This is a genomic window from Solimonas sp. SE-A11 (assembly GCF_030345715.1).
GTDB lineage: Bacteria > Pseudomonadota > Gammaproteobacteria > Nevskiales > Nevskiaceae > Solimonas_A.
In genome coordinates this window covers 151,466-164,771 of the sequence record NZ_JAUASX010000004.1, presented here as the reverse complement: position 1 = coordinate 164,771, position 13,306 = coordinate 151,466, and the positions used below count along the sequence as shown (strand labels likewise).

The following is a 13,306-nucleotide window of genomic DNA, read 5'->3' as shown; positions in this document are numbered from 1 at the left end:
ATCGGGCAAGACACTTCCACTTCACAGCGCGAGCTGGATGCGGTTTTCCTGTCCAGCTGCCGGCGTCGCGGGAGCCGTGCAACAGAGCAGGACCTCGCCCTCGCCGATGGCCGCGGTAGTCGGCCTCATGTAGGTGACGGAGCCGGACAGCAGGCGCGTACGGCAGGAGCCACAACTGCCGGTGCGACAGCTGAACTCGGGCGAGAGACCCCGCAGCTCGGCCAATTCGAGCAGGCTCCCGGATTCCGGTGTCCAGCGGGCTTCCTTGGCGGATTCGGTGAAGACCACCGATACCGGCGTGGTGGCGGGCGGCGGCTGCGGCGGCGCCGCGGCGGTGGCTTCCCGTGTCCGCTTCAGGGACGACGGGCCGAAGGCCTCGGCATGAATGCGCTCATCCGGCGTGCCGTAGTCGCGCAGGCCGTCGTAGAGATCCTGCGTGAAGGACGCGGGCCCGCAGACGTAGAAGTCGTAGCCGCCAAAGGGGAGGAAGCGGCCCAGCAGCGCCATGTCGATGCGGCCGGCTGCATCATAGTCGGCCCCTTCGCGGGCGCCCTCGACGTCGCTGAGCACGCGAACGCAGCGGATCGCGCCACCGGCGGCACGGACCAGCTCCGCCAGCTCGCGCTCGAAAGGACGTTCCGCCCGGGTGCGCACGGCGTGGAACAGCACGGCCGGCCGGATGCCGCGGGTGCGCAGGCCTTCGTAGACCAGGTGGCGCAGCATGGCGAGCATGGGGGTGATGCCGACACCGGCCGCCAGGAGCACCGCCGGCCTCTTCTGATGGGCGTCGATGGTGAACGCGCCGGCCGGCGCCCGGGCCTCGATGATGTCGCCCACGCGCAGGCGGTCGTGCAAATGCTGCGACACCTGTCCGTCGCGCTTGACGCTGATGCGATACGCGCCGTCGGAGGGCGCCGCTGAAATCGTGTAGGTCCGGATGAGCGGCTTTTCCATGCCCGGAATCGCCAGGCGGATCGGCAGGTGCTGGCCGGCCTCGTGGGGCAGCAGCCCGGCGCCATCCTTGGGCTGCAGGTGGAAAGAGCGTATCGAGCGGCTTTCATCCACGATCCCGGTGATCTCGAACGGACGCCAGCGCGTGGCCAGTGCCGCGGCTTGCACACGGCCCGCCGCCTGCTCCCAGTCTCCGGTCATCAGGGAGTTGGGTGACCAGCCGTCCTGCCGCAAGCTCCAGCGCAGGGCCAGCGCTCCGGGCCGGCGCAGGACCTGCGTCGGCCGGAAGCTCCAGAGCCGCTCCGCCCCCTGGAAGGCCGCGATCTCCGGCGAGTCCAGGATGACCTCGGCGCGGCCGGTCATCTGCAGCAGGTCGCCGCTCGCAAAGTCCATGAACACCAGCCCGGCCCGGCCGTTGAGCAGGATGTTGCCGAGCGTGTTGAAGAACAGGTTGCCGGCGAAGTCGGGGATGGTGAGCGTGCCGTCCTCCGCCACCCGCACGAAGCCCGCCTTGCCGCCCCGGTGCGAGACATCCACCTGGCGGCGGCCTTCGCGGTCGGCATAGGACGCCACGAAGAAGGTATCGGCGGCCTCGATCATCGCGCGCGCCACCGGGTCGACGACGCTGCCGGCGTGAACCTCAGCCGGGAACTCCCCGGTCGGGTCGCGCACGAAGGCATGATCCCGCAGCTGGATGTACTGCGGGCAGTTGCCGAAGCTCTGGTCCACCGTGAACTGCAGCCGGCCGTCCTCCGAAGGGCCCAGGGTGCCGTTCACGCGGTTGCGGCGGCGCGTATGCAGCTCGATGCCCAGCAGTCCGATGGCGTCTCCGGCGCCCATGCCCCGGCTGGCCGGGTCCTGGGGATTCCGGCGCGCCTGTATCGCCAGCGTGGCCGGCGTGGGCGAGGAGATGAAGCCGGGCGGGCCTTCCAGCAGCGTGGCCCAGGCATCGCCCTGGCCGTCCACGCTCCCCAGCACGATGAACGGGACCTGCGCGTAGAACTCGCGGTGCTGGTCCGGCATGTAGTCGCGGATGACCCGCTTGCCGACCGACTCCATCCGCTCGGCAACGCCCAGCGATTCCTGGATCGCCTTCTCGCCGGCATGCCAGGCCGACGGCTTTTGCTGGGTGGGTATCTCGACCATGTCCGCTCTCCGGGTTCATCGTGCCGGCCGGGTGCGCCCTGGAGCATACCCGGCCTGGCTGTTACGCCGCCGCGAGGCCGGCCGCTGTCTTCACGAAGGGGACGAAGCCGGGCAGGGCTTCGATGCGGCCGAGGAAGGCGTTCACGCGCGGGTAGCCCGACAGGTCCACGTTGCCTTCCGGAGCGCGCGCCAGGTAGCTGTACAGCGCCACGTCGGCGATCGTCGGCCGGTCGGACGCCACCCAGTCACGGTTCGCCAGATGCGCCTCCAGCTTGCCCAGGATCGTATGAGCGCGTCCGATCACTTCCTCGGGGTTGAATTTCGCCCCGAAGACGGTCACCAGGCGTGCCGCGGCCGGTCCGTAGGCGATCTCGCCCGCCGCCACCGAGAGCCAACGCTGCACCGCCGCCGCCCCGGCCGCATCTTCCGGCAGCCAGTCCGTGCGGGCGTTCTTCTTTGCCAGGTACACCAGGATCGCGTTGGAGTCCGAAACCAGCGTGCCATCGTCGTCGAGCACGGGCACCTGGCCGAAGCCGTTGAGCGCGAGGAAGGCCGGCTGCTTGTGGGCGCCCGACTTCAGGTCGATCTCGACCAGCTCATGGGGCAGGCCCAGCAGCGAGACGAACAGGCGGGCGCGGTGCGCGTGACCGGAGAGGGGGTGGTGATAGAGCTTCATGATGGTTTCCTGTTGGGGTGGACGGGACCGTTCCCGATCCGCCCATGCAGGTTCGCCCAGACAGGCTCCAGCGAGAATCACCGGGCTTGGCACTTCATTGTTTCGCTGGATGCAATGATCGCCCGGCGGCTTGCCGGGACTTGAACGGCCTGCTCCCCGGGCAGGGCCGGAGTCGTCCAGGCAGACGACGCCGGCGTCGGGGGCGGTCCATACCCTACCGTTACGAGGGGTACACGGACCTGGGAGCGGGAATGACGGACGTCGATGCACAAGTGCGGGATCGCGTTGCGCTACAGGACCTGGCAGTTGAATACGCCAATGCCATCGATGCACGCCAGTGGCATCGGCTGGACCAAGTCTTCCTGCCCGACGCCCGCATCGACTACAGCGCCACCGGCGGGATCGATGCCCCGTATCCCGAGATCAAGCCCTGGCTGGCGAAGTCACTGTCGTTCTTCCGCCGTCACATGCACCTGATGGGCAATTTCCACTTCGAGATCTCCGGCGACCAGGCGACCGGGCAGGTGGCCTGCTACAACCCGATGGTGATCCGGAACCTGCTGGGCATCGGCACGCGGACCGTGGTGTTCGGCATCTGGTATCACGACCGCTACGTCCGCAGCGAGCAGGGGTGGCGCATCGCCAGCCGCCGGCAGGAGCTCTGCTACACGCTCAACATGCCGCTGTGGATGCGCATCGGTCGCTACCTGTACGTGAAGCTCCAGGCCAGGGCGCGGCGACGTCTCGCTGTGTCCCCCATGTCCTGACAGCGGGCGTCAGAAAGTCGCTACTGCGATCAGCCCCGCATGGCGATATATTCCCTGGAAATCGCGTCACACAAGAACCAGAGGAGAGTAGGCATGGTGCAGCAGGGTCTGAGGGTGGCACTGGCCGCCATGGTCCTCACCGTGGTCGCCGGCTGCGGCAGCAGTGAGGCACCGGATCTGGGCGTCCCTGAAAACGGCACCGCACTCGCGGCCTGCGGACCCGGCTCCCAGCCCGAGACCGGCCTGCAGGGCCAGGTGCCGCTGGCTGATCGCCAGAGCGGCCGCAACCTGCTTGGCTACAAGTGCAACCTCGAGGTCATCGGCCAGTATCAGGGCGCCGGCGCCAGCGTGGTCAGCCCCTCGTACGACAAGTGCGCCTACATGTCGACCAGCGGCGTCATCCTGGATCCTCTGCAGTTGCTGGGGCGCAATCCCGGCGTGCACGTGGTGGACGCCAGCAACCCCGAGCAGCCCTTCCTGTCCGCGAACCTCACCGGGCCCTCCATGGCCATCGGCACCTGGGAATCGCTCAAGGTCAACGAGCCGCGCAAGCTGCTGGGCGGCGTCGCCGTGGGCCCGCTCGCCGGCGCCGCCTTCTTCGACGTCTACGACATCTCCGACTGCACCAAGCCCGTCCACCTCAACGGCATCGCCGGCACCGGCCTGGAGTTGCCCACCAACGTGCTCGGCCACGAGGGCAACTGGGCGCCCGACGGCATGACCTACTGGGCCACCGGCCTGCTCGCTGGTTCCATCACCGCCATCGACACCAGCAACCCGGCCTCGCCCAGGATCGTCTACACCGGCCTCAAGGGATTCCCGGCCAACCACGGCGCGGAGTTCAGCGCCGACGGCAACACCTTGTACCTCGCCACCTGCCTGCCGGGCGGCGTCACCATCCTCGACGTCAGCGACGTGCAGGGCCGCAAGCCGGCTCCGCAGCTGCGCCAGCTCGGCTCCGTCACCTGGAACCCGCTCAGCTGCGGCCAGCACGCCATCCCGGTCACCTGGAAGGGCAAGCCGCACCTGATCGTGCCCGACGAATTCAATTCCGAGGGCATCCATTTCGTCGACATCTCCGATCCCACCGAGCCCAAGGTGGTCAAGCAGATCCAGCTGGAGATCCAGCACATCGAGCACGCCAGGACCCGTATCGCGGACGTCACCGGCAACGGCGCCTTCGGCTACGAGTCGCACTACTGCACCGTGGACCGCCACGAGAATCCCACCGCACTGGCCTGCGGCTACTTCCAGTCCGGCATCCGCGTATTCGACATCCGCGATCCGGATCGCGTGCGCGAGATCGCCTACTACAACCCTCCCGCCCAGACCGGCAAGGGCCTTGCACTGCAGCACTCGCTGCATGCCTGGATCGGCGGCCTGCTGCCCACCATCTCCGATCTCAACAGCTCCGGTTCCACCCTGCCGGAAGCCGGCCTGCGCGACCTCGCATCCGTCGTCGCCTTCGTCGCCTCGCTGCCGGGCCTGCTCGACAATCTCGGCACCGGCCCCGTCTCCGGCAACCTCAGCGCCGACTGGTGCAGCTCCCCGCCGCGCTTCGTCGGCGACAAGCTCTGGGTCACCTGCATGGACAACGGTTTCCTCGTGCTCGGCTTCCAGAACGGCGTCTATCCTATCCGGTGAGCCTGCGCCGATTCAGCCGGGTCCTGCTGCTGGCCGGTGGCGCGGCGCTGCTCGCCGCCGCCGGCTACGCCTATGGCCTGCGCGCCTCGCCGCCGCAGGCCTTGGGCCCCAGCGCCGTGGATGTGGGCTTCGCGCAATTCATGCGCAGCCATCACGACCAGGCCATCGTCATGACCGAGATACTGCTGGCCGACCGCAGCAGCAAGCTGGCCGGCATGGCCAGCGCCATGCAGGCCGCCCAGCTCATCGAGATCGGCCAGATGAAGGGCTGGCTGTTGCTATGGGACAAGCCGCTGCTGCCGGCCAGCGACAGCATGGACTGGATGCTGTTGGGCCAACAGCCGCCCAGCGAGGCCCTGAACCGTTATCTGATCGCCTGCCGCAACTCACCCGGCGGCATGCCGGGCCTTGCCACCGCCGAAGAGCTGCAACGGTTGCACACGCTGCAGGGCGACGAGCGTGACCGGCTGTTCCTGCAGCTCATGGTGAAGCACCACCAGGGCGGGCTGCCCATGGCCCAGTTCGCCGTCGATAACGCCCGTGCGCCCGCGGTACGCCTGCTGGCCGCGCAGATGGTGGTGGAGCAGACCCGGGAAATGGCCACCATGGCGCTGATGGCCCGGCGCGCATCACCCGCGCCGTGACGCTAGCCCCGCGCTGAAAGACCCGACAGGTAGCTACGGATCACCAGCCGGCTGAGCTTTGCCCCGTCATTCCAGGGATATTCCGGGATCGTGATCAAGTTCAGCGCCAGCCCCTGCACCACGCACATCAGGCCCTGGGCGATGTTGGTGGCATCCTCGCCCGCGAGCTCGCCTGTTGACTGCGCCTCCTCGACCGCCCGCCGCAGCATGTCGAAGCGCTGCACGATCCCCGACGTCTCCACGTAGGCGCGCGTGCCGCCGGGCGTCAGGTCCTTCTGCAGGAACACGATCATGAAGCGCTCGGGGTACTCCATCCAGTAGTCGAAGTACCCGCAGGCCAGCTGCTCCAGCCGCGCCCGCGGCGACTTCGCCTTGATCTTCTTCAGCCGCGCGAACAGCTCGTCGAAGAACACATCCCAGACCTGCGTCAGGATCTCCTGCTTGCTGCCGAAATAGCGGTACAGCCACATCGGCGAGCAGCCCACCTCGGCGGCGAGATTGCGCATGGAAACCGCCTCCACGCCATCGCGCAGGAACAGCTTGCGCGCCGCCGCCACGATGCGTTGCCGCATGTCGCTTTCATCGACGGCCGCCTGCCGCGGGCGGCCCCTGGATTTGGCTTCGGATCGGGTCATGTGTATTATTGTTTACGCGTATAGTTAATCATGAGGACGCCCAGGATGACTCTCCAGCTGACAGGCGGCGCCCTTCCGCAGGGCGGGACCGTAGCATGACCGCCCCGGAGCGCGTGGACGTCTGCGTCATCGGTGCCGGCGTCGCCGGATTGCGCGCAGCACAGCAGTTGGCCGAGCGCGGCCTCACCGTGCGCGTGCTCGAAGCGCGCGACCGGGTCGGCGGCCGTACCCTGGGGGGCAGCCTCTGCGGCCAGGCGGTCGACCTGGGCGGCCAATGGCTGGGTTCCGGCCAGAGCCACGCCCTGGCGCTGTGCGAGGAATTCGGCCTTCACGTGTACGAGCAGTACGCCGACGGCCGGCGCCTGATGGAGATCGCCGGCCGGCTGCGCGGCTACCAGGGCACCGTGCCCCCGATGTCGGTGCTCGGCCTGCTGGATACCGCCTGGGGCATGTACAGGCTGAATCGGGCCGCGCGCAGCGTCGATCCCGCTGCCCCCTGGCAGGCGGCCGACGCCGCGGCCTGGGACCGCATGACCATGGAGGAGTGGATGCAGCGCACGCTGCACACCCGCGGCGGCCGCAGGCTGATGCAGGCCGTCATGCGCGCCCTCTGTTGCGTAGAACCGCACGAGATCTCCTTGCTCAGCGTGCTGAGCGGCGTTTCGGCCGCCGGCTCCCTCGAGACGCAGGTGGAGGTCCGGGGGGAGGGCGCCCAGCGCTTCAAGGTCCACGGTGGTGCCTTCCAGATCGCGCAGCAACTGGCGCAACGCCTACTGCCGGGAGCGTTGATGCTGGATGCCCCCGTCCACGCGGTCGAACAGTCCGAGTCCGGCGTGACCATCCGCCATGGCCGCGGCGAGCTCCAGGCCTCGCGTCTGGTCGTTGCCCTGCCGCCCGCCCAGGCCGCACGCATCCACTTCGGCAACGCGCTGTCATCGGCGCGGCTGCAACTGCAGTCGCGCATGCCGATGGGCTCCATCATCAAGGCACTGGTGGCCTACGAGCGACCGTTCTGGCGCGAGCAGGGCTGGTCCGGCGAGGTGGTCAGCGACCAGGGGCCCTTCGGCCCCATCGCGGATGCCACGCCGCCCGGAAGCCAGCACGGGTTCCTCGTCGGCTTCTTTGACGGCGCCCACAGCCGGGTTCTGGCCGGGGCCGACGAGCCCCGGCGCCGCGAGGCCGCGGTGAAATCCCTGCAGCGCTACTTCGGCCCCCAGGCGGCATCACCCATCGGTTACATCGACAAGGACTGGATCTCCGATCCCTGGAGCCTGGGTGGCTACGCCGGCTTCATGGCTCCCGGCACCATGACCACCTGTGGCCATGCGTTGCGGGCTCCCTGCGGCCGCATCCACTGGGCCGGTTCTGAAACCGCGCTGCGCTGGATCGGCTACATCGACGGCGCCATCAGCTCCGGAGAACGCGCTGCCGCTGAGGTGGTGGCGGGTCTGGCGTAGCGCCACAGCCGCAGTAGCGGCGGTGGCGCGGCCTTCTCCGGTGCGCCTGCCGGGCCGATCAGCCCAGGCTGGCCCAGAAGCTCCGCTCGTCGCCGCAGCCCGGCGACAGGCGCCGGATCCAGATACTGCCCACCAGTTGCACCAGGATCAGGCCCAGGTGCAGCATCATCAGCAGCAGGCTGGCCACGGGCCCGGCCGTGGTCGGTATCAACAACGCCGCGCTGGTCAACACCTCCACGATGCTGATGTGGCGCTTGGTCATCAGGTGGTGCAGCAGGTGCAGCGTCTGCACCGCCAGTAGTGCCATCCAGGTGACATCAGGCGTGAGCAGCATGGCCGGCCTCCTTCAGTTCAACGCGCGCCTGGGTAATGACGGAGCGGGCAGCCGAAATTCCCAGGCCCGCCATGATCACCGCCACCACCAGGTCCGGCCAGGCGGATCCCAGTCCGAAGACACCGCCAGCCGCCAGAATCACCGCGATGTTCCCGATGGCATCGTTGCGCGAGCACAGCCACACCGAGCGCATGTTGGCGTCGCCATCGCGGAAGGCATAGAGCATCACCGCCACCGACAGGTTGGCGACCAGGGCGAGGGCGCCCACCACGCCCATCGTGTACGCCTCCGGCACCACGCCGTGCATGGCGTTCCAGCCCGCGTGGCCCAGCACGAAGAGGCCGTAGAAGCCCATGGTGGCACCCTTCAGCAGCGCCGCGCGCGAGCGCCAGACGAGCGCCATCGACAGCACCCACAGCGACACGCCGTAGTTCGCGGCGTCGCCCAGGAAGTCGGCGGCATCGGCGAGCAGCGAAACCGAGCCGGCGTTCCAGCCCGCCGCCATCTCCACCACGAACATCACCGCGTTGATCGCCAGCGCCATCCACAGCGCCCGGCGGTAGCGCGGGGAGGCCTGGCTCTGGCAGGAGTTGCTGGCGCAGCAGGAATCGCCCATGGCGGTCTCCGGTTGATCTGGGGCCATTGAACACCCTGTAGCCGCTAAAGGGTCAAGGGGGTAGGATGGACAGGCCCGTTCATCCGGAGAACACATGCGAATCGGCGAGTTGAGCGAGGCCACCGGCGTGGATGTCGAGACCATCCGCTACTACGAGCGATCCGGCCTGCTGCAGGAACCCGAGCGGCGTGCCAACGGCTACCGGGCCTACGGCCCCGTGCACCTGGAGCGTCTGTCCTTCATCCGCCATTGCCGCGCGCTCGACATGCCCCTGGCCGACGTGCAGCGCCTGCTTGGTTTCGTCGAGCGCCCCCAAGCCGACTGCGGCGACATCAACCAACTGATCGACGAGCACCTCGCGCGGGTTCGCGCCCGCCTCAAGTCCATGCAGGCCCTGGAGAAGCAGCTCACCGCGCTGCGGACGCACTGCGAGGCCGGGCACACCGCGGCGGAGTGCGGCATCCTGCATGAGTTGGTGGCCGCGGCCCATGGCGAAGCCTGTGCCTGCCATCCAGGGGCGGCACCCAAGACCTAGGCCTTGCACTTCGACTACTTCTACCGCTGCATGTCGGCGTTCTTCGACAGGCACCTCAGGAACCGCCGGCCGGCCGTCGCATGAGCAAGCTGGTCTTCATGTCGCCGGAGCACGTCGCCCGCATGAACGAGCTGCTGGCGGCCGACCGGGTGAGCCAGGACGAATGCGCACGGCTGGACCGGCACTGGGACATGGACTACGAGCTCGCACATGGCGAGCGGACCGTCTGGTGGACGATGAGCGTTGATTCCGTCCCGGGCGTATCCTTCAGCCTGGAGCCGCCGGCGCAGCCCGCCGGCATCCTGCTCAAGGGTGACTACCGCGCCATGATGGAATTCATGCGTCGCAGCAAGGCAGGGGAAACGCCGGGCAGCGAGCCGGTGACCCTGTCCGGCGAACCTGAGGGCATGAAGATCATCGATGCCGCCTTCCAGGCTGCCAGCCGCGCCGCCACGCTCGATACCGAAATCCGGATGCCCTGACCGCAACCCGTCCGCTCCCTCAACCTCCCGCAAGGACATCATGGACCGCCCTCGAACACAGCCGCTGACAGACCGCCGCCTGGTGTGGGACAACCACGCCTGCATGCCGCTGCGGCCCGACGACAAGGACTTCCTGCCGCAACTGGAGCGCCACCGTGCCGCAGGTGCCACGGTGGTGATCCTCAACGTCAGCTGCGATTGCGACGCCATCCAGCGCCCGTTCGAGATGCTGGCCTCCGTCCGCGACTGGCTGTCTGAATGGCCGCAGCACTACATCGTCGGCGCCGGTGTCGGCGATATCGAGCGTGCCCATCGCGAGGGCAAGCTGGCGGTGTTCTTCGACATGGAAGGCGGCATCCCGGTGCAGGATGAGCCCTCGCTGGTGCCACGGCTCTACGCACTCGGCGTGCGCTGGATGCTGCTGGCCTACAACCAGAACAACAAGCTAGCCGGCGGTTGTCAGGACGAGGACATCGGCCTTACCGCACAGGGCCGGCGCGTGATAGACGCGATGAAGGACTGCGGCATGGTGCTGTGCTGCACCCACACCGGCGCCCGCACCGCGCGAGAGGCCATCGACTACATCCAGCAGCCGGTGATCTTCTCGCACTCCAATCCGCGGGCCGTCCACGACCACCCGCGCAACATCACCGATGACCTGATCCTCGCCTGTGCCGCTAGCGGCGGCGTGATCAACATCAATGGCGTCGGCCTGTTCCTCGGCGACAACGACAACTCCACCGAGACCTACCTGCGCCACGTGCGCTACGTCGCCGACCTGGTCGGCCCGCAGCACGTCGGCATCGGCCTGGACTACGTCTTCGACCGCCAGGAGCTGGACGACTTCGTCACCGGCAATCCGCAGATATTCCCACCGGCTCTCGGCTACGGTGCCGGTATCCGCATGGTCGAGCCGGAGCGTATCCCCGTCATCGCCGACGCCCTGCTGGCCAGCGGCTGGAGCGATGCCGACCTGCAGGGTTTCCTCGGCACCAACAACCTGCGCGTCGCCCGCGCGGTCTGGAAATGATCACAACATTGTACGCATCGCATCACACCGCCGGAGCAGGCCCTGAGCGCGGTCAGCCAGGCGCGGGACCTCGCCTGCGGCCACATCGGCAGCGACTTCTTTCGTCGCAGAGGTTACCCGGCGTGTGGAGCAGCAAGTGCTGCCGGCCTTCGATGCGCTGATCGCGCAGCTCGACGCCGACTACGAGCGCCTCGCACTCGATGAGGTGGGCCTGGACAAATTTCCGGGTGGCAAGGAAGCGCATGCCTGGCTGTTGCGCCATTACCCCACGCACGATTTCACCGCTGCGGCGCAACGCCTCGGTGAATGCCTTCGACGAAGCCCGGGCTGAATACTCCGCCACGCTGGCCGGGGAAATGAGTCTCCACGACGATCCCTTCGACCCCTATGGCCGTCTCTGCAAGGACGCCTTCCTCGCCTGCCGCCTGGTGGTGGACACTGGCATGAACGCCCTTGGCTGGAGCTGGGTGCAGGTCAGGGACCACCTGCGCCAGTACACGCTCTGCGCCGATGCCGAGATCGAGTCCGACAGCCTGCGCTACTCCTGCGGCATCCCCGCGCAATCGATCGCCTACAAGCTTGGCGATGAAGACCTGCTGCGGATGCGCGACAAGGTACGCACGAGGATGAAGGATCGTTTCGACTACCGCGACTTCCATTCCGCCATCCTCGAGGCCGCTGCCCTGCCGCTGCCGGCCGTGGAGTGGCACCTCGGCAAGGTCTTCATCGAAGCCTAGGGAGAGTGTCGGAACGGGCGAACTGCAAGGCCCGGATTCTGATTCAGCACAGCACTTGGCCACATCCGGCACGCCTGCTGATTTGTTGTCCAAACCGCTCAGGGCAGGGGGCAGGGCGCATTTAGCGGCAGCTTATCAACGGCCTTATCCACAGCCGCTGTGGATAAGGCCGGCATCCATCAAGGGCCCGCGGGGGCAGACCCACCGACACGCATGTCGGCCCATGACACGCCGATGGACACATCGGTCTTGAAGCCGACCAGCGCCTGCGACAGCAGCGCCATCTCGCGATTCCGCACTACCTGCCTGGCCACTTTCTGCAGCGATCGGCTTTCAAGGATCCCCTGCAGGGACTTGAACTCCTTCAGGAGCTGCACCGCCTTCACCGGACCGATCCCCTCCACGCCAGGAATGTTGTCCGTCTTGTCGCCGACCAGGGCCAGGTAATCCTGGATCAGGCCCGGCTCGATGCCGAACTTGGCCAGCACCCAGGCCGCATCACGGCTCACATTGCCGAAATGGTCGTGCACGGACACGGACGGGCTCAGTAACGCGCAGAGATCCTTGTCGGTGGACAAGATGGTCATGGTCCCGCGATTCCGCTGTTGCCAGCGCATCGCCAGCACCGCGATCGCATCATCCGCCTCGATATCGGGAACGCTGAGCGTGCGCAGACCTTGGCCCTCCAGCTCCGCTCGCAAGGATTTCATCAGCTCGTCCAGTCCCACGGGTGATGGACTGCGGTCCGCCTTGTAACGCGGATAGAGCCGGTGCCTCCAGTTCTGCCCGCCCGCATCGAAGACCGCGAGCGCATGTGTATGCGGGTGGTTCTGTCGCGCCCTGCGGAATGAGCTGCGGCAGGAACGCAGCGTTTCCGCCATATGCGCCGCCGGATCCTCTTCCTTGATCGCCGCATGAATGCGGCGGACCAGGTTGTTTCCGTCGATGACCAGCAGGTGTTCGCTATCGCCTGACATGGAGGGATATCAGCGCACGCGCAGGGTTACGGCCTGCGCCACCACCATCCCCCACCCGCCAACCTCGTCGATCTGCTTCTGGCGGCTCATGCCCCGATCCGGATTCACGTCTGTGACCCCGGATCATAATCCGGATCGCGCCCGGCTTGACGGCGTTCTCCGTGCAGCCCGGATTCGCTGTGCCGCCTCATCCGCCGCCGTCCCTCCGCAGGAGCGCGCATGCGCCCCTCCGCTATCCATCAACATCACGCTGGACGGCTGCTGCGACCACCTCGGCATCACACCGGACGAAGAACTGTATCGCCACGCCACCCAGGGCATCGCCCGGGCCGACGCCCTGCTGTTCGGGCGGGTCATCTACCAGATGATGGAAGAGGCCTGGGCCCCCGTGGCCCGGACCGTCGTACGGCCGTCCAGCGGCCCAAGCAGGAGCCGGGAAACGGGCTGTTCGTGGGCGGGCTGCAGTTGCCGATGGCCCTGCAGGGCTGGGCTGATCGACGAGTACGAATTCATCGTGCATCCCCGGATCGCAGGCCGCGGTCCGGCCCTTTTCGCAGATTGCCGAAACACCTCGACCTTCAGCCCGTAGGGCGCAAGGAATTCGCCTCCGGCTCGGTAGCGACCCGGTATGCACCCGGAGGGTAGGTCCGCGGCAGGGGCCAGGGCATGCGACTG

At 67.6% G+C, this 13,306-nt stretch carries 15 protein-coding genes and 1 pseudogene; 10 read left to right on the top strand and 6 right to left on the bottom strand.

The window, feature by feature from the left end; genetic code table 11:
• Positions 1 to 21 precede the first annotated feature (21 nt).
• Together QT386_RS07095 and QT386_RS07090 are read right to left on the bottom strand one after the other, a co-directional pair.
• Positions 22 to 2,097, bottom strand: a complete 2,076-nt coding sequence (locus QT386_RS07095) for a pyridoxamine 5'-phosphate oxidase family protein (RefSeq protein ID WP_289273052.1) — start codon at positions 2,095 to 2,097, stop codon at positions 22 to 24.
• A 61-nt stretch (positions 2,098 to 2,158) separates the two neighbouring features.
• Positions 2,159 to 2,773 carry a glutathione S-transferase family protein gene (locus QT386_RS07090; protein WP_289273051.1) on the bottom strand — a complete coding sequence of 205 codons (615 nt, stop codon included), beginning with the start codon at positions 2,771 to 2,773 and terminating at the stop codon, positions 2,159 to 2,161.
• A 251-nt stretch (positions 2,774 to 3,024) separates the two neighbouring features.
• Between QT386_RS07090 and QT386_RS07085 the strand changes: the two genes are divergently transcribed.
• From QT386_RS07085 to QT386_RS07075, 3 genes are all read left to right on the top strand, one after another.
• Positions 3,025 to 3,540: a nuclear transport factor 2 family protein gene (locus QT386_RS07085; protein ID WP_289273050.1), complete on the top strand. Its 516-nt coding sequence runs from the start codon at positions 3,025 to 3,027 to the stop codon at positions 3,538 to 3,540.
• Between the two features lie 93 nt (positions 3,541 to 3,633).
• Positions 3,634 to 5,184 (top strand): LVIVD repeat-containing protein, encoded by a 1,551-nt coding sequence (locus QT386_RS07080; RefSeq protein ID WP_289273049.1) that lies wholly within the window; start codon positions 3,634 to 3,636, stop codon positions 5,182 to 5,184.
• A complete protein-coding gene (locus QT386_RS07075; RefSeq protein WP_289273048.1) occupies positions 5,181 to 5,828 on the top strand; it encodes a DUF305 domain-containing protein in 648 nt (215 codons plus the stop codon). Before QT386_RS07080 ends, QT386_RS07075 begins: the two co-directional genes overlap by 4 nt.
• Before the next feature lie 2 nt (positions 5,829 to 5,830).
• Here QT386_RS07075 and QT386_RS07070 read toward each other — a convergent pair whose 3' ends face one another.
• Positions 5,831 to 6,463, bottom strand: a complete 633-nt coding sequence (locus tag QT386_RS07070; protein WP_289273047.1) for a TetR/AcrR family transcriptional regulator — start codon at positions 6,461 to 6,463, stop codon at positions 5,831 to 5,833.
• Between the two features lie 95 nt (positions 6,464 to 6,558).
• Between QT386_RS07070 and QT386_RS07065 the strand changes: the two genes are divergently transcribed.
• Complete coding sequence (locus QT386_RS07065) at positions 6,559 to 7,920, top strand: FAD-dependent oxidoreductase (RefSeq protein ID WP_289273046.1); 1,362 nt, start codon at positions 6,559 to 6,561, stop codon at positions 7,918 to 7,920.
• 58 nt (positions 7,921 to 7,978) lie between these two features.
• On the opposite strand, the gene QT386_RS07060 is transcribed toward QT386_RS07065, so the two are convergent.
• Both QT386_RS07060 and QT386_RS07055 read right to left on the bottom strand, forming a co-directional pair.
• Complete coding sequence (locus tag QT386_RS07060) at positions 7,979 to 8,254, bottom strand: hypothetical protein (protein WP_289273045.1); 276 nt, start codon at positions 8,252 to 8,254, stop codon at positions 7,979 to 7,981.
• A complete protein-coding gene (locus QT386_RS07055) occupies positions 8,238 to 8,870 on the bottom strand; it encodes a cation transporter (RefSeq protein ID WP_289273044.1) in 633 nt (210 codons plus the stop codon). Before QT386_RS07055 ends, QT386_RS07060 begins: the two co-directional genes overlap by 17 nt.
• A gap of 94 nt (positions 8,871 to 8,964) precedes the next feature.
• Here QT386_RS07055 and cadR point away from each other — a divergent pair, with 94 nt between their 5' ends.
• The 5 genes from cadR (at position 8,965) to QT386_RS07030 (ending at position 11,654) form a co-directional block, all read left to right on the top strand.
• Positions 8,965 to 9,405, top strand: a complete 441-nt coding sequence (gene cadR / locus QT386_RS07050; RefSeq protein WP_289273043.1) for a Cd(II)/Pb(II)-responsive transcriptional regulator — start codon at positions 8,965 to 8,967, stop codon at positions 9,403 to 9,405.
• A gap of 80 nt (positions 9,406 to 9,485) precedes the next feature.
• Entirely contained in the window at positions 9,486 to 9,887 is a 402-nt protein-coding gene (locus tag QT386_RS07045) for a hypothetical protein (protein ID WP_289273042.1), read from the top strand.
• A 40-nt stretch (positions 9,888 to 9,927) separates the two neighbouring features.
• Positions 9,928 to 10,917: a dipeptidase gene (locus QT386_RS07040; protein ID WP_289273041.1), complete on the top strand. Its 990-nt coding sequence runs from the start codon at positions 9,928 to 9,930 to the stop codon at positions 10,915 to 10,917.
• Positions 10,918 to 11,053: 136 nt separating this feature from the next.
• On the top strand, positions 11,054 to 11,248 hold the full coding sequence (locus QT386_RS07035) for a hypothetical protein (RefSeq protein WP_289273040.1): 195 nt from the start codon (positions 11,054 to 11,056) through the stop codon (positions 11,246 to 11,248).
• On the top strand, positions 11,220 to 11,654 hold the full coding sequence (locus QT386_RS07030; RefSeq protein WP_289273039.1) for a DUF885 family protein: 435 nt from the start codon (positions 11,220 to 11,222) through the stop codon (positions 11,652 to 11,654). The genes QT386_RS07035 and QT386_RS07030 overlap by 29 nt, the downstream gene beginning before the upstream one ends.
• 179 nt (positions 11,655 to 11,833) lie before the next feature.
• Here the strand turns inward: QT386_RS07030 and QT386_RS07025 are convergent, their stop codons facing one another.
• A complete protein-coding gene (locus tag QT386_RS07025; RefSeq protein ID WP_289273038.1) occupies positions 11,834 to 12,631 on the bottom strand; it encodes a 5'-3' exonuclease H3TH domain-containing protein in 798 nt (265 codons plus the stop codon).
• A 244-nt stretch (positions 12,632 to 12,875) separates the two neighbouring features.
• Between QT386_RS07025 and QT386_RS23370 the strand changes: the two are divergent.
• Positions 12,876 to 13,276 (top strand): annotated as a pseudogene (locus QT386_RS23370) (dihydrofolate reductase family protein).
• The last annotated feature ends 30 nt before the right edge of the window (positions 13,277 to 13,306 follow it).